At 54.9% G+C, this 14037-nt stretch carries 11 protein-coding genes; 2 read left to right on the forward strand and 9 right to left on the reverse strand.

What is annotated here, in order from left to right; all coding sequences use genetic code 11:
* Positions 1-45: 45 nt before the first annotated feature.
* Entirely contained in the window at positions 46-1488 is a 1443-nt protein-coding gene (gene selO / locus FOB24_RS12105) for a protein adenylyltransferase SelO (RefSeq protein ID WP_150344969.1), read from the forward strand.
* Here the strand turns inward: selO and FOB24_RS12110 are convergent.
* The 8 genes from FOB24_RS12110 to ppsR form a co-directional block, all read right to left on the reverse strand.
* The gene (locus FOB24_RS12110) at positions 1485-2264 is read right to left on the reverse strand and encodes a heme ABC transporter ATP-binding protein (RefSeq protein WP_137350530.1); all 780 of its coding nucleotides are present in this window, start codon (positions 2262-2264) and stop codon (positions 1485-1487) included. The two genes, selO and FOB24_RS12110, sit on opposite strands and share 4 nt — an antisense overlap.
* On the reverse strand, positions 2257-3249 hold the full coding sequence (locus FOB24_RS12115; RefSeq protein ID WP_150344970.1) for a FecCD family ABC transporter permease: 993 nt from the start codon (positions 3247-3249) through the stop codon (positions 2257-2259). Before FOB24_RS12115 ends, FOB24_RS12110 begins: the two co-directional genes overlap by 8 nt.
* A complete protein-coding gene (locus FOB24_RS12120) occupies positions 3249-4070 on the reverse strand; it encodes a heme/hemin ABC transporter substrate-binding protein (RefSeq protein WP_038640201.1) in 822 nt (273 codons plus the stop codon). The genes FOB24_RS12115 and FOB24_RS12120 overlap by 1 nt, the downstream gene beginning before the upstream one ends.
* Positions 4067-5098, reverse strand: a complete 1032-nt coding sequence (locus tag FOB24_RS12125) for a hemin-degrading factor (protein WP_150344971.1) — start codon at positions 5096-5098, stop codon at positions 4067-4069. The genes FOB24_RS12120 and FOB24_RS12125 overlap by 4 nt, the downstream gene beginning before the upstream one ends.
* A 47-nt stretch (positions 5099-5145) precedes the next feature.
* The gene (locus FOB24_RS12130) at positions 5146-7131 is read right to left on the reverse strand and encodes a TonB-dependent hemoglobin/transferrin/lactoferrin family receptor (RefSeq protein ID WP_150344972.1); all 1986 of its coding nucleotides are present in this window, start codon (positions 7129-7131) and stop codon (positions 5146-5148) included.
* Between the two features lie 74 nt (positions 7132-7205).
* Positions 7206-7394: a hemin uptake protein HemP gene (hemP, locus tag FOB24_RS12135; RefSeq protein ID WP_038640207.1), complete on the reverse strand. Its 189-nt coding sequence runs from the start codon at positions 7392-7394 to the stop codon at positions 7206-7208.
* 170 nt (positions 7395-7564) lie between these two features.
* On the reverse strand, positions 7565-8611 hold the full coding sequence (gene aroH, locus FOB24_RS12140; RefSeq protein ID WP_038640209.1) for a 3-deoxy-7-phosphoheptulonate synthase AroH: 1047 nt from the start codon (positions 8609-8611) through the stop codon (positions 7565-7567).
* Positions 8612-8737: 126 nt separating this feature from the next.
* Positions 8738-9571 carry a posphoenolpyruvate synthetase regulatory kinase/phosphorylase PpsR gene (gene ppsR / locus FOB24_RS12145; protein ID WP_038640212.1) on the reverse strand — a complete coding sequence of 278 codons (834 nt, stop codon included), beginning with the start codon at positions 9569-9571 and terminating at the stop codon, positions 8738-8740.
* Between the two features lie 328 nt (positions 9572-9899).
* Here ppsR and ppsA point away from each other — a divergent pair, with 328 nt between their 5' ends.
* Complete coding sequence (ppsA, locus tag FOB24_RS12150) at positions 9900-12278, forward strand: phosphoenolpyruvate synthase (protein ID WP_150344973.1); 2379 nt, start codon at positions 9900-9902, stop codon at positions 12276-12278.
* A 67-nt stretch (positions 12279-12345) separates the two neighbouring features.
* On the opposite strand, the gene fadK is transcribed toward ppsA, so the two are convergent.
* Positions 12346-13983 carry a medium-chain fatty-acid--CoA ligase gene (gene fadK / locus FOB24_RS12155; protein WP_038640218.1) on the reverse strand — a complete coding sequence of 546 codons (1638 nt, stop codon included), beginning with the start codon at positions 13981-13983 and terminating at the stop codon, positions 12346-12348.
* Positions 13984-14037 lie beyond the last annotated feature (54 nt).

Below are 14037 nucleotides of genomic sequence, written 5' to 3' on the forward strand. Positions count from 1 at the left end.
TGTTTAACAGGCTATTAACAGTCTACACTAGAGACAGGAGGCCCTATGACCCTGTCTTTTACCACCCGCTGGCGTGATGAATTACCAGCAACCTATACAGCACTGTCGCCTACGCCCCTGAAAAACGCGCATCTTATCTGGCATAACGATGCTCTGGCTGAGCAATTGGCTATTCCTGCGGCGCTGTTTACTATTCCAGAGGGTTCAGGCGTTTGGGGAGGCGAATCCTTGCTTCCCGGGATGTCGCCTTTAGCGCAAGTTTATAGCGGACATCAGTTCGGCGTTTGGGCCGGTCAGCTTGGTGACGGACGCGGGATCCTGCTGGGCGAACAACAGCTTGCTGATGGCTCGACGCTTGACTGGCACCTGAAGGGTGCCGGACTGACGCCTTATTCCCGCATGGGGGATGGGCGCGCCGTGCTGCGTTCAACCATTCGCGAAAGCCTGGCCAGCGAGGCGATGCACTATCTGGGAATACCCACCACGCGGGCATTGTCGATTGTCACCAGCGACACGCCGGTATATCGCGAAACGGTAGAGCATGGGGCGATGCTCATTCGCGTGGCGCAAAGCCATATGCGCTTTGGCCATTTTGAACACTTTTACTATCGTCGCGAGCCGGAGAAAGTCCGTCAACTTGCAGACTTCGCGATTCGTCATTACTGGCCGCATTGGCAGGAAGAAGCCGATAAATATCAGCTGTGGTTTAGCGATATTGTCACGCGTACCGCAAGCTTAATCGCCGACTGGCAGGCGGTAGGGTTTGCGCATGGCGTTATGAATACGGACAACATGTCTATTCTGGGGCTGACGATGGATTACGGTCCGTATGGTTTTCTTGATGACTACGTGCCGGATTTTATCTGTAACCACTCCGATCATCAGGGACGATACAGTTTCGATAATCAACCTGCAGCCGCGCTGTGGAACCTGCAACGTCTGGCACAAACCCTGTCGCCATTTATCCCGGTCGAGGCGCTCAATGATGCGCTGGACAATTACCAACTGGCGCTGTTAACGCGTTACGGTCAACGGATGCGGCAAAAGCTCGGCTTCTTTAGCGAGCAGAAAAACGATAACGAGCTGCTGAGTGAACTGTTTAGCCTGATGGCGCGAGAAAGAAGCGACTATACGCGAACGTTTCGCATGCTCAGTCTGACGGAACAACACAGTGCGCTATCTCCGCTACGCGATGAGTTTGTGGATCGTGCGGCGTTTGACGACTGGTTCACACGGTATCGCTCGCGCCTGGAACAGGACAGCGTTGCTGACGATGTCAGACAAACGCAGATGAAGGCGGCAAACCCGGCGATGGTTTTACGCAACTGGCTGGCGCAACGGGCGATTGGTCAGGCGGAGCAGGGAGATTACGCCGAGCTACATCGGCTGCACCAGGCGTTGCGTACCCCGTTTGTCGATCGCGATGATGACTATGTCAGCCGGCCGCCTGAGTGGGGCAAACGGCTGGAAGTGAGCTGTTCAAGCTAAGGCGCCAGAAACACCTGGGGGGACACGTTGGCCGGATGATGGCCAACGTGAACCTCAGCACCGTACCAGCGCATCAGATCATCGGCCCGTAACACGGTCTCCGGCGTCCCTTGCGACGCCAGCCTGCCATTATGCAGTAACACTATTCTGTCAGCCCATAAAGCTGCCAGATTCAAATCGTGAAGCACAATACACACATGCAGCTCTCCTGAAGCGACAAGCGTTTTCAGTAACCGCAGCAGATGTTGCTGGTGGTAAAGATCCAGCGCCGAGGTGGGTTCATCAAGAAATAACCAGCCGCGAGGCGCTCCGTCGCACCAGAGTTGCGCCAGGGCGCGGGCTAACTGCACGCGCTGTTGCTCGCCGCCGGAAAGCGTGGCGTATTGCCGACCTGCCAACGGCGCGCATCCGGTCATCTCCATCACCTGCGCGATAAGGCGAGGTTCCGAACGCTGGGTCCAGGGCGCACGGCCCATCGCGATAACGGCCTCTACCGGCCAGTCAAATCCCAGTTGCGTTTGCTGACGCATCACCGCCCGATGGCGCGACAGCGTCTGCATATGCCACTCATCCAGCGCTTTGCCCGCCAGCATGCAGCGCCCGGCAATCGGTTTGAGAAAACCGGTCAACAGGCGCAGCAGGGTAGATTTCCCCGCACCGTTTGGGCCGATGAGCGCCACCAGTTCACCTTTTGCGAGGGCAAGCGATACATCAGCAATCACCGACCTGCCAGCCACGCGATAGTGAAGTCCTTCAGCAACGAAATGTTCAGCCATGCGATCCTCGCTGACGAAAAATAAGCCATAAAAACCATGGGGCGCCGAGCAGACTGGTTAACAGACCGACCGGCATTTCCGCTGGCGCAACTGAAGTGCGGGCCAGCGTGTCGGCAATCAGTAATAAAAACGCGCCCGCCAGCACGGATCCGGGGATAACGGCCCGATGGTCTGCGCCGAGCCACATACGTATTAAATGCGGGATAACCAGCCCGATAAAGCCAATTACGCCGCTTACTGCCACCGCTGCGGCTACCAGCAAGGCGCTGCAAAGCAGCAAAATACGCTGGATTGTACGCACATTCACGCCAAGATAATGCGCCTCTTCCTCGCCCAGTTGCAGCAGGTTCAGGGCTGAAGCCAGACGCCAGACGATCAGCACCGTCGGGATAGCCAGCGAGGTAACTGCCAGCAGCGTGGACCATTGCGCAGCGCCCAGACTTCCCATCCCCCACAGCGACAGCTGGCGCAGTTGCGCATCATTACTGACCCACGACAGAACGCCAACAGCCGCCCCGCAGAGCGCGTTGATCGCAATACCGACCAGCAGCAGCCGCGAGAGTGAACCGTCGCGCTGTTGGCTGAGGATAAAAATCACCACGGTTGCCGCCAGTGCACCGACAAATGCAGCCAACATTGGCGCATACAGCATCAGTAGGGCGGGCAAAGAGACAGGCAGTACCACCCACAGGGCGACGGCGCAGGCCGCACCGCTGCTAATTCCGAGTAATCCCGGGTCGGCAAGTGGGTTGCGAAACAGTCCCTGCATCACACAACCGGATAGCGCCAGAGAACCGCCAATCACCAGCGCCAGCAGAACACGGGGCAGGCGAATAGTGAGCCAGATTTGACGCAGAGTTTCATTGTCATCACGCCAGAGCAGACTTAACGGCAGGCGCAACGCGCCAAAACCGGTAGCCAAAATTGTCATTACGACCAGCATTAGCGCCATAACCCACAAAGAACAAGTGATTCGTCGGGACATCAGGGCAATTGCTCTGCTTTCGCGCGTAGTTGCAAAATGGCCTGCGGCGTGCGGATACTGAAGCCAAGCAGTGCCATATCATCAACCTGCAATACCTGTTTATTCCGTCCCGCAGGTGTTTGCGCCAGCCCCGGCAGCGCCCACAGGCTCGCCTCGCCACCCATGGCCTTAACACCTTCCCGTGAAATCACCACCAGGTCCGGCTGGCTGGCAATCACACCTTCTTGTGAAAGAGGTTGATAACGGTTAACCCCCTGCATCGCGTTGCGCAAACCGGCGGCGCGAATAGCGGCATCGGCTCCGGTTTGCTGGCCTGCGGCCATGGCGGTCATCCCACCATGATTAAGAATAAACAGGACGCGTTTGTTAAGTTCAGATGACGGGAGCGCCGCCAGCTCCTGACGTAAGGTTGCACGCAACGTTTCGCCGTCGGCCTCCCGGTGAGTCGCCTCGGCAATGACGCGAATTTTTCCATCAATCGCGTTAAGGTCGTTGTTTGCCGGGATCGTAACAACCCTGACGTTGCTCTGCTCGACCTGTTTTAGCGCCAGAGAAGGCTGCGCCTGCGCACTGGCAAGGACCAGCGTCGGACGGGTGGCAAGGATCCCTTCGGCGTTAAGCTGGCGTAAATAGCCGACGTCAGCCAGGGCGTTTGCGGCTTCAGGCCACTGGCTGGTACTGTCTCGCGCCACAAGCGTTGACTGCGCCCCCAGCGCGTACACAATTTCGGTGACGTCGCCCCCCAGAGTAACGACTCTTTCCTCGGGGACCGCCAGCGCAGTAACGGGCAGCAACGCAATCAGGAGCAGCAGTTTGTTCATGCGGCCAGCCCTTTCGGCGTCAGTGCGTCAATTTGCGAGCGCCATTGCGTTTGCTCCGGTTCGCCTTCCGTACGTTGACCATACAGTTGGGCAATCTGTGTGCCATCGGCCGCAAACAGTTCCAGACTGGTAACGTGTCCATCGGCGGTTGGTTTGCGCGTTACCCACGTTTCAGCCACGCTTTCTTCCAGCAGATGTAATGTAAATGCTGGATTGAATATATTCAGCCAGCCTTTCATCGGTACCAGTTTTTCTATCACGCCGGTAAAAATTTGTACGCAGCCGCGATTACCCACAAACACCATAATTTCATTGCCATCCTGAAGCGCGGTATTGAGTAACTGCGCCAGTGCGCCATTGGTTACTTTACAGGCCAGGTCATCGCCTACCAGATTAAACGCCTGTTGGCGAGTGAGATCGTGGCGTTTCAGCAGACCGAAGAACTGGTGGACATCGGTCATGGCTCGCCACTCTTGATCCACGGTCTGTGCATCAACGGTGACGGTAGCAGGAGCAGGGTTTTTAGCGGATTGCAGCGCCAGTGGCGGGTTTTCAGTGAAGATGAAACGGCTCAGTAACGCTGCCCATTCTTCAACGAGGGTATTTTGTGTGGCATAGACCTTCAGTAATGCATCACCCTGATGGTCGAAAAACTGAATGCTCTGACGCTCGCCGTGAGCGGTTGTTTCTCTGATATGGAAGGCGCTTGCCCATTGATTCAGGAACAGACGCAGATCGAGGGCGCGTGGATTGAGTACCAGCCCGGCATGCCCGCTCAGGTGCTGGTTGGTAAATGCGCCGACCTGCTCATGCACCGCATATTCGTTGCGGCAAATACATTTGGTTTCGCCTACGGCTTCCAGCGCGCCGAGGATTTCGCGGACTTCGCCACGTAAGCGCCAGGCGTCATGACCGACGCGCGCGAAGGTCAGTTCTGCCTCGCTGATGTGCATCATAGCCGCGATGTCACGTGCGTATTTGCCAGGGTTTTCTTTTTTCAGTTCCAGCCAGCGTGTGTAGTGATTCATTGTCTCTTCCTTCCAGATTGCTGCCCCGGCGAACCGGGGAAAAGTGATTACCACTGATAACTCACGAAAATTTTGCCATTGCGGCCATCCTGCGGAATGCCCTGCGGCGACCAGTACTCTTTGTCGAAAGCGTTGCCCAGGACCAGTGTGGTGGTCATGCCTTTTAGCGCCTGTTGCCCCTGATAGCTCACGTAGAAGTCGTTTACCGCATAGCCGGGTTGTTTGGCGTAGCTGCTGCTGATGTGCGTTGAGCGGTCAGCAAATGTACCTATCCAGCCAACGGAGAAACCGCTGTGTGCAACCGGCACGTTCAGTTTGCTGGTGACGGTGTCCGGGTTAATGCTGGAAATGTACTCGCCCGTGTCAGTATCTTTACCCCGCGTGCGGTTATAGGCCATATCGAGGCTGAACAGATCGGCGGTGTATTTCGCCATCACGTCCCAGCCCCAGATTTTGGCGTTGGGTACGTTATAGGACATGGTCGTCGCGGCGGCAAAATCGACTCTGGTAGAGATGTAATCTTTGGCTTTGGTGTCGAAATAGCTGGCTTTAAATTCGAGCGCATCGCTCGCCATCAACAGATCGTCAAAGCGCAGGCCAAATCCGTATTCCTGTGTTTCGTTGGTTTCCGGACGCAGGTTCGGGTTTGGCACCCAGTAGTTGGTGTAAAAACGGCCAATCGAGAAGTGCTTCGCGTCGTTATACATCTCGCCCATGGTTGGAGCACGGAAGGCCTGAGCGTATGAACCGAAAAGCATCAGCCAGTCGGCAGGCGCAACGGTGAGTCCAGCGCGGGACGACCATTTGTCGGCATCGACATCTTCATAACCGTCGCTGCTGCCACGATAAGAATCATAACGGGTACCCCCCAGCAGCGTAACCGGCAGGTCGCGCAGGGTGATTTCATCCTGTAGCCAGCCGGAGCTAAAATCGATTTTTGCCTCCGGGAAACCGGTGGTTGCGCCGCCCGGTTGTTGTTCCTGACGATAGTATTCACCGCCGTAGGTCAGTAAGTGAGAAGCAAATGAATCGGTAAACAGGCGGCTACGGTTGTCGACTTTCCCGCCTTTGGTGGTCTGCTTGCGAAATTCGCCGGTGCTGTCTGTGTTTTGTGCATTAATGCGCGCTTCGGACCAGTAGATGCGGGCATCCGCGTTTAGCCAGTCATTATCCGCCGGGGCGAGGGAGTAGGTCAGTTGCGCATCGCGCTGGATGGTTGAGCGATCGGTCATCGGGTTGCTGGTGGTATCCGCCGCGCTGGTTTGTGGGTTTTTAGGTTCCCGGGCATCATTGTTGTAATAACGCAGCGAGCCGGCCAGCGTCTGGGCGCTGTCAATTTTCCAACTGCCTTTCGCCAGCATATTGTTAATCGCTTCATCGTTCGGGGCGGTAGTGCCGTCGCTCTGGCGCAAATTACCGCGATCGCGACTGGACCAGGCCAGCAGCCCGTCGAGGGTATCGGTGCGGCCAAATGCGCTGGCGCCCATACCGAGGCTGTGATCGCCGGTAGCCGCGGTACCGAACACGCGATAACCGCTATTCTGACCCGCCTCCAGTAAGTCTTTAGCATCCGCAGTGTCATAGGCGATTACGCCACCCAGCGCGCCGCTGCCATACAACAGTGCGGAAGGGCCGCGAACCACTTCAATCCGCTTGATTAGCGCCGGATCGAGGAAGGTACTGTTCAGGTGCCCGGTATCGGTTCCCTGGCGAACGCCATCCACCAGCACCAGAACACCGCGACGGTCATAGCCGCGCAGATTGACGTCCTGACCATTTGTCCGCCCCGTACCGTCAAGGCTCAGGCCCGGAACCTTCCGTAACAGGTCGGCTGCCGAGCTGGCTGTCTGGTTTTCAGGTGCAGTAGCGTCGATAACGCTGACCATCATCGGCGCTTCAAAGGCGCTACGGGGATTACCGGTGGCGGTGACGGTCATATCCTCTACTGCCGCCCAGGCAACGACGGGAAGATTACTGACAATCGCCAACGCCAGGAGCGACGGGCGCAAGGATGCGGTGTGCAGGTGGGGCATAGCAACTCTCCATTAGAAAATCGAAAAGCGCTGGCTGCCTGGGTATCACCTGGGTGGCTGGCGAAAAGTGTCGTTTATTTAGTCAGAATGAGTTTTCCAGCATGGGTCTGGCGCAGCAGGTAGTGCTGGCCATCGTGCTCTATAATCACGCGTCCTTCTTTGCCCAGCAAACTTTTACTGTCAATGCGACGCTCGGTTGCGGCGACGGCAGGCGGTGTTTTTTCTTTTGCAGGCGTAGCTGTTGTGTTATCCATACGTGACATAGAGTTTAAAAATAGCAATCAATGTAACAATGATAATCATTATCATCAAACTGCAAATGTGCGGCAAGCGTTTTTGTGAAATAATTGTGACGGGAACAGTTTTTGCACAACAATGAAGGGAAAAACAAAGAATTACCACCGGGCAACGTGGTGTTACCCGGTGTACAGCGTTAAAAACGGCTATCAACCGCCGAGGCGAGTTTGTCCACCAGTAGTTCAGTATCTTCCCAGTTCAGGCACGGGTCGGTAATCGACTGACCGTAAACCAGCGGCTGACCGCTGACGATTTTTTGCGTGCCTTCACGCAGAAAACTTTCCGCCATGATCCCGGCAATCGCCGTCGAACCGTTGCGAATTTGCTGGCATACGTCATCACACACTTCCAACTGACGGCGATGCTGCTTCTGGCAATTACCATGGCTGAAATCGACGACCAGATGCTCAGGCAGGGAAAATTCGTGCAAGGTATCGCAGGCGGCGGCAATATCTTCAGCAAAATAATTCGGCTTTTTACCGCCGCGCATAATGATATGCCCGTATGGATTACCGCTGGTCTGATAAATGGTCATCTGGCCGGTTTTATCCGGGGAGAGGAACATATGGCTGGCGCGGGAGGCGCGAATCGCATCGACGGCGATACGGGTATTACCATCCGTCCCGTTCTTAAACCCAACCGGGCAGGAAAGAGCAGACGCCATTTCGCGGTGGATCTGGCTTTCGGTGGTGCGCGCGCCAATGGCGCCCCAACTGATTAAATCAGCAATAAACTGGCCGGTCACCATATCGAGAAATTCAGTGGCCGTGGGGACGCCCAGTTCGTTGACCTGCAGCAGCAGTTTACGCGCCAGCTCAATGCCGTGGTTCACACGGTAGCTGCCGTTCAGGTCCGGGTCGGAAATTAAGCCTTTCCAGCCCACGACGGTGCGTGGCTTTTCAAAATAGGTACGCATCACGATTTCCAGACGCGTCTGGTGCTTTTCGCGCAGGGCCTGCAGGCGCGTCGCGTATTCCACGGCGGCATCGAGATCGTGAATTGAGCAAGGGCCAACGATCACCAGCAAACGGGGATCTTCGCCATTCAATATTTTTTCTATCCGGCGTCGGGAGTCCGTAACATGACGGGCGACGGCGGACGAAACAGGATGCCGCTGCGCAAGCTCTGCTGGAGTGACCAGGTTGTCAATACGCGCAGTACGGAGTTCATCGGTTCTGTTCATTACTTGTCTCAGAAATTTGTTGCTTCAACGGCAGGACTACCGGGAAGTGATGTGCATCACAATATCACACTCATCCGGCCTGGTGGCGAGCATAATAACAAAAAATCGAACCAATGCACTAGCATTCTAGTACATGCGGCGATTCAGCCCCATAATGTCGAGGATCTTGGTAGCAATCTCTTCTACCGAATAATTGGTACTGTTTAACCATGGGATCTGATTTTTCCGGTACAGCGCTTCCACTTCGGCAACTTCCATCCGACACTGGCGTAGCGAGGCGTAACGGCTGTTCTCTCGTCGCTCTTCGCGGATCGCCGCCAGGCGTTCGGGGTCGATGGTCAGGCCGAACAGTTTATGCTGCAGCGGCTTCAGGGATGTGGGCAGCACCAGATTATCCATATCATCGGCAATAAAGGGGTAGTTGGCCGCGCGGATACCAAACTGCATGGCCAGATACAAACTGGTCGGGGTTTTGCCACAACGGGAAACACCGAGCAGGATCACCTGCGCCTGATCGAGGTTGCGCAACGAAATACCATCGTCATGGGCAAGGGTGTAATCAATAGCGGCAATACGCGCATCGTACTTGTTGAGGTTGCCGGGATTCAGGCCGTGGGTACGATGGGCAATCGGCGTTGGGTCGAGCTTCATCTCTTGCTGCAATGGAGCGACCAGCGCCTGTACGATATCCTGACAAAACCCCTCGCTTTGCAGAATGATTGAGCGGATTTCCGGCAAGACGATGGAGTAAAACACCAGAGGACGCACGCCGGTTTGTTGGTAAATGGCGTCAATCTGGTCTTTAACCGCGCGCGCGCGGCTCTCGTTTTCAACAAACGGCAGCGTAATGCTGTTGATAGTGACCGGAAATTGCGACATTACCGCGTGGCCCAATACCTCGGCGGTGATGGCCGTACCATCAGAAATATAAAAAACGTGACGATCAACAGCATTATCCATTTTGCGCATCCTGGGGCAGACATAATTCTCTGAAAGCATAAATTAAAATTCGCCAGAAGCGAATATTGCGCCATCACTTTTATAAACTGAAACGCTATTTTTATATTTAATGAAAAGTGCATTTCATTTTTCGGAACAAATGTTTATACCGATAGTTTTTGTGGTGATCCCGTGTCGCCCGCGGGTTTGCGCAAATGCGGAAACAATCTTAAAAAATAAAAAATAAAGTTGCTTGAACGATTCACCGTTTTTTTCGCCGCGGTAAATATGCAAAGATAAATACGCAAAATTGAGTTTCCTAACCTCGTTCATATATAAGGATTGTTCGATGTCCAACAATGGCTCGTCACCGCTGGTGCTTTGGTATAACCAACTCGGCATGAATGATGTAGACAGAGTTGGGGGCAAAAATGCCTCCCTGGGTGAAATGATTACTAACCTTTCCGGTATGGGAGTTTCCGTACCGAATGGTTTTGCAACAACCGCCGATGCGTTTAACCAGTTTCTGGACCAAAGCGGTGTAAACCAGCGCATTTATGAGCTGCTGGATAAAACGGATATTGATGATGTTACCGAGCTTGCGAAAGCCGGGGCACAAATCCGCCAGTGGATTATCGACACTCCTTTCCAGCCGGAGCTGGAAAATGCCGTCCGCGATGCCTACGCGCAGCTGTCAGCAGACGATGCCCATGCATCTTTTGCCGTGCGTTCTTCCGCCACCGCAGAAGATATGCCAGATGCGTCATTTGCTGGTCAGCAGGAAACCTTCCTTAACGTCCAGGGCTTCGATGCTGTCCTGGTCGCTATCAAACACGTATTTGCTTCGCTGTTTAACGACCGCGCGATTTCTTATCGTGTTCACCAGGGCTATGACCACCGCGGCGTGGCGCTTTCTGCTGGCGTCCAGCGAATGGTGCGCTCTGACCTTGCGTCCTCAGGCGTTATGTTCTCCATCGATACCGAATCCGGTTTCGACCAGGTGGTGTTTATCACTTCCGCATGGGGGCTGGGCGAGATGGTGGTGCAGGGTGCCGTTAACCCGGATGAGTTCTACGTGCACAAACCGACTCTGGCGGCTAACCGTCCGGCGATCGTTCGTCGCACCATGGGATCGAAAAAAATCCGTATGGTCTACGCGCCAACCCAGGAACACGGTAAGCAGGTGACCATTGAGGATGTGCCGCAGGAACAACGCGATATTTTCTCTCTGACCAATGCAGAAGTGCAGGAACTGGCGAAGCAGGCGGTACAGATCGAGAAGCACTACGGTCGTCCGATGGACATCGAATGGGCGAAAGACGGTCATACCGGTAAGCTGTTCATTGTTCAGGCTCGTCCGGAAACCGTGCGTTCTCGCGGGCAGGTGATGGAGCGGTATACGCTGCACGCCCAGGGTAAAATTATTGCTGAAGGTCGCGCCATCGGTCACCGCATTGGCGCCGGCCCGGTCAAAGTTATTCACGACATCAGCGAAATGAACCGTATTGAACCCGGCGACGTACTGGTGACTGATATGACCGACCCGGACTGGGAACCGATCATGAAGAAAGCGGCGGCGATTGTGACCAACCGTGGCGGCCGTACCTGTCACGCGGCGATCATTGCCCGTGAACTGGGGATCCCTGCCGTGGTTGGCTGCGGCGATGCCACCGAGCGCATGAAGGATGGTGAGAAAGTCACTGTCTCCTGTGCCGAAGGCGACACCGGTTATGTTTACGCTGAGATGCTTGATTTCAGCGTGAAGAGCTCCAGCGTGGAGACCATGCCGGATCTGCCGTTGAAGGTGATGATGAACGTCGGCAACCCGGACCGGGCTTTTGACTTTGCCTGCCTGCCAAACGAAGGTGTCGGCCTTGCGCGTCTGGAATTCATTATCAACCGCATGATCGGCGTGCACCCTCGTGCGCTGCTGGAGTTTGATGACCAGACGCCTGAGCTACAAAATGAAATCCGCAGCATGATGAAAGGTTTCGACTCTCCGCGTGAATTCTACGTTGGCCGTCTGACGGAAGGGATCGCGACGCTGGGTGCGGCGTTTTATCCGAAACGCGTCATCGTGCGTATGTCGGACTTTAAGTCCAACGAATATGCTAACCTGGTCGGCGGTGAGCGTTATGAGCCGCACGAAGAGAACCCGATGCTGGGCTTCCGCGGGGCGGGCCGTTACGTTTCAGACAGCTTCCGCGACTGTTTCGCACTGGAATGTGACGCGGTGAAACGTGTCCGTAACGATATGGGTCTGACTAACGTTGAAGTGATGGTACCGTTTGTACGTACCGTTGCCCAGGCGAAAGCGGTGGTTGAAGAGCTGGCGCGCCAGGGGCTGAAACGCGGCGAGAATGGCCTGAAGATCATCATGATGTGCGAGATCCCGTCTAACGCCCTGTTGGCAGAACAGTTCCTTGAGTACTTCGATGGCTTCTCCATCGGCTCAAACGACATGACGCAGCTGGCGCTGGGCCTGGACCGTGACTCGGGTGTGGTTTCTGAACTGTTTGATGAGCGTAACGACGCGGTGAAAGCGCTGCTGTCGATGGCGATTCGCGCTGCTAAGAAACAGGGCAAATACGTGGGTATTTGCGGTCAGGGACCTTCTGACCACGAAGACTTCGCGGCCTGGCTGATGGAAGAGGGGATCGACAGTCTGTCGCTGAACCCGGACACCGTCGTACAGACCTGGCTGAGCCTGGCTGAACTGAACAAGTAACATTATGCCTTATCCGGCCTATTCAACGTAGGCCGGATAAGATGCGTTAGCATCGCCATCCGGCACTTTATCCTGCAACACTCTCCATGCTCAAACGTTTAATAATATCCTGACGCAACTGGTATTTTTGTACCTTGCCGGACGCTGTGCGCGGTAACTTCTCGACAACCACGATATGCTCCGGGTATTTATACTTTGCTACACGTTTGCGGCTAAAAAAGGCGACGACAGATTCCAGCGACAGCGAATGATGCGGGGCTTTTAGTACCACATAAGCGCATGACCTTTCACCTAACCGTTCGTCCGGCATCGCGACAACGCAGGCATCATGAATGCGTGGATGTTGCAATAAAATATCCTCTACCTCGCGGCTGCTGATATTTTCCCCTCCGCGCACAATAATATCTTTTTTACGCCCGGTGATTTTGATGTATCCCGCGTCGTCCATCCGGCATAAGTCGCCACTGTAATACCACCCCTCTTTATCCAGCGCGCGGGCGGTCAGTTCGGGTTCATCGAGGTAGCCCATAAAAACATTGGGGCCACGCGAGGCCTCTTCACCTTCTACTCCTGCAGGCAGGGTATTGCGCGCTTCATCAACGACTTTAATTTCGACCCCTGCGGCAGCATAGCCATCGGTGGTCATCATGCGGGAAGGTGAATCATCGAGATTGACCAGCGCATGCGGCGAGCTCTCCGTTGAACCATAAATGCTTAACAATTTAATGCCGAGTCGTTGGCAGTCACGGGCAATCTTTTGCGGAATGGTGGTGCCTCCGCATAAAAAAAAGCGTAGCGATGAGAGATCGCAGGCGCGTTTTTCCATGCGACACAACATGTCATAGACAAATGGCGTTGCGCCGAGTACGCAGGTGCAGTGCTGTTGCTCCAGCAGATCGAGACAGGCGTCTGGGGTAAAAATATCCAACAACACGCTGCGTGCACCGATTAAAAACGGTGCGGTAACGCCATGCAGAAAACCGGTAGCATGTCCAAGCGGCGCGGGCATTAAAAACACATCTTGCCAGGTGAGATTGAGACGGGCGCAGTAGGCGCGTTCGCTGGCAAGGATATTGTTGTGGGTTAACATTACGCCTTTCGGCATTCCCTCGGTTCCGGAGGTAAACAGTACCGCTGCCAGTTCATCCGCGTGAACGTTAATCGTTTGATTTAACGGCGGTGCTAAAAGCAGTTGGCTGAGTGCCTGCGAGGTGGTTGCCGGCGCCAGTTTATCCACGGCGACAATCTGTTGCAGATGCGGTAACTGGTTTTGTAAGGGGAGGATCAAATCGACCGGCCGGGTTTGTTTAAACAGGGTAGGTGCGAAAAAAATCTTCGCTTTACATTTATTTAATACCCATACTAACTCCGCTTCGCGCCAGGCGGGTAGTAACGGGACGGAAACGGCTCCGGTTTTCAGGCAGGCCAGATAAATAATGGTAAATTCGCACCAGCCAGGCAACTGGAAAGCGACGCGATCGCCGGGTTGAATACCGCAGGCTAAAAACCAGCTCGCCAGACTGCTGGCGGCACCGTCGAGTGCGGCGTAGGTATATGAAGCGCCATGATTATCAACCACGGCAATTTTATCCGGCATGGCTCTGGCTGTTTGGTTCCAGTAATCGCCAAGCGAAGCATCTCCCCATAAACCTTGTTGTCGCCAGGCATCGCGACGTTCGGCGTTAAACGTTAGTGTGATACTCATTCGTTATTCCCTGGATAATATCGGCATACGTCTGACCGGATTGGCCGTGGAGGC

Origin of the sequence: Citrobacter werkmanii, assembly GCF_008693645.1 — a bacterium.
GTDB classification, from domain to species: domain Bacteria; phylum Pseudomonadota; class Gammaproteobacteria; order Enterobacterales; family Enterobacteriaceae; genus Citrobacter; species Citrobacter werkmanii.

Excerpts from the sequence above, each read along its gene's own strand:
- selO (WP_150344969.1), top strand. The coding sequence starts at position 46 with ATGACCCTGTCTTTTACCACCCGCTGGCGTGATGAATTACCAGCAACC.
- FOB24_RS12110 (WP_137350530.1), bottom strand. The coding sequence starts at position 2,264 with ATGGCTGAACATTTCGTTGCTGAAGGACTTCACTATCGCGTGGCTGGC.
- FOB24_RS12115 (WP_150344970.1), bottom strand. The coding sequence starts at position 3,249 with ATGTCCCGACGAATCACTTGTTCTTTGTGGGTTATGGCGCTAATGCTG.
- FOB24_RS12120 (WP_038640201.1), bottom strand. The coding sequence starts at position 4,070 with ATGAACAAACTGCTGCTCCTGATTGCGTTGCTGCCCGTTACTGCGCTG.
- FOB24_RS12125 (WP_150344971.1), bottom strand. The coding sequence starts at position 5,098 with ATGAATCACTACACACGCTGGCTGGAACTGAAAAAAGAAAACCCTGGC.
- FOB24_RS12130 (WP_150344972.1), bottom strand. The coding sequence starts at position 7,131 with ATGCCCCACCTGCACACCGCATCCTTGCGCCCGTCGCTCCTGGCGTTG.
- hemP (WP_038640207.1), bottom strand. The coding sequence starts at position 7,394 with ATGTCACGTATGGATAACACAACAGCTACGCCTGCAAAAGAAAAAACA.
- aroH (WP_038640209.1), bottom strand. The coding sequence starts at position 8,611 with ATGAACAGAACCGATGAACTCCGTACTGCGCGTATTGACAACCTGGTC.
- ppsR (WP_038640212.1), bottom strand. The coding sequence starts at position 9,571 with ATGGATAATGCTGTTGATCGTCACGTTTTTTATATTTCTGATGGTACG.
- ppsA (WP_150344973.1), top strand. The coding sequence starts at position 9,900 with ATGTCCAACAATGGCTCGTCACCGCTGGTGCTTTGGTATAACCAACTC.
- fadK (WP_038640218.1), bottom strand. The coding sequence starts at position 13,983 with ATGAGTATCACACTAACGTTTAACGCCGAACGTCGCGATGCCTGGCGA.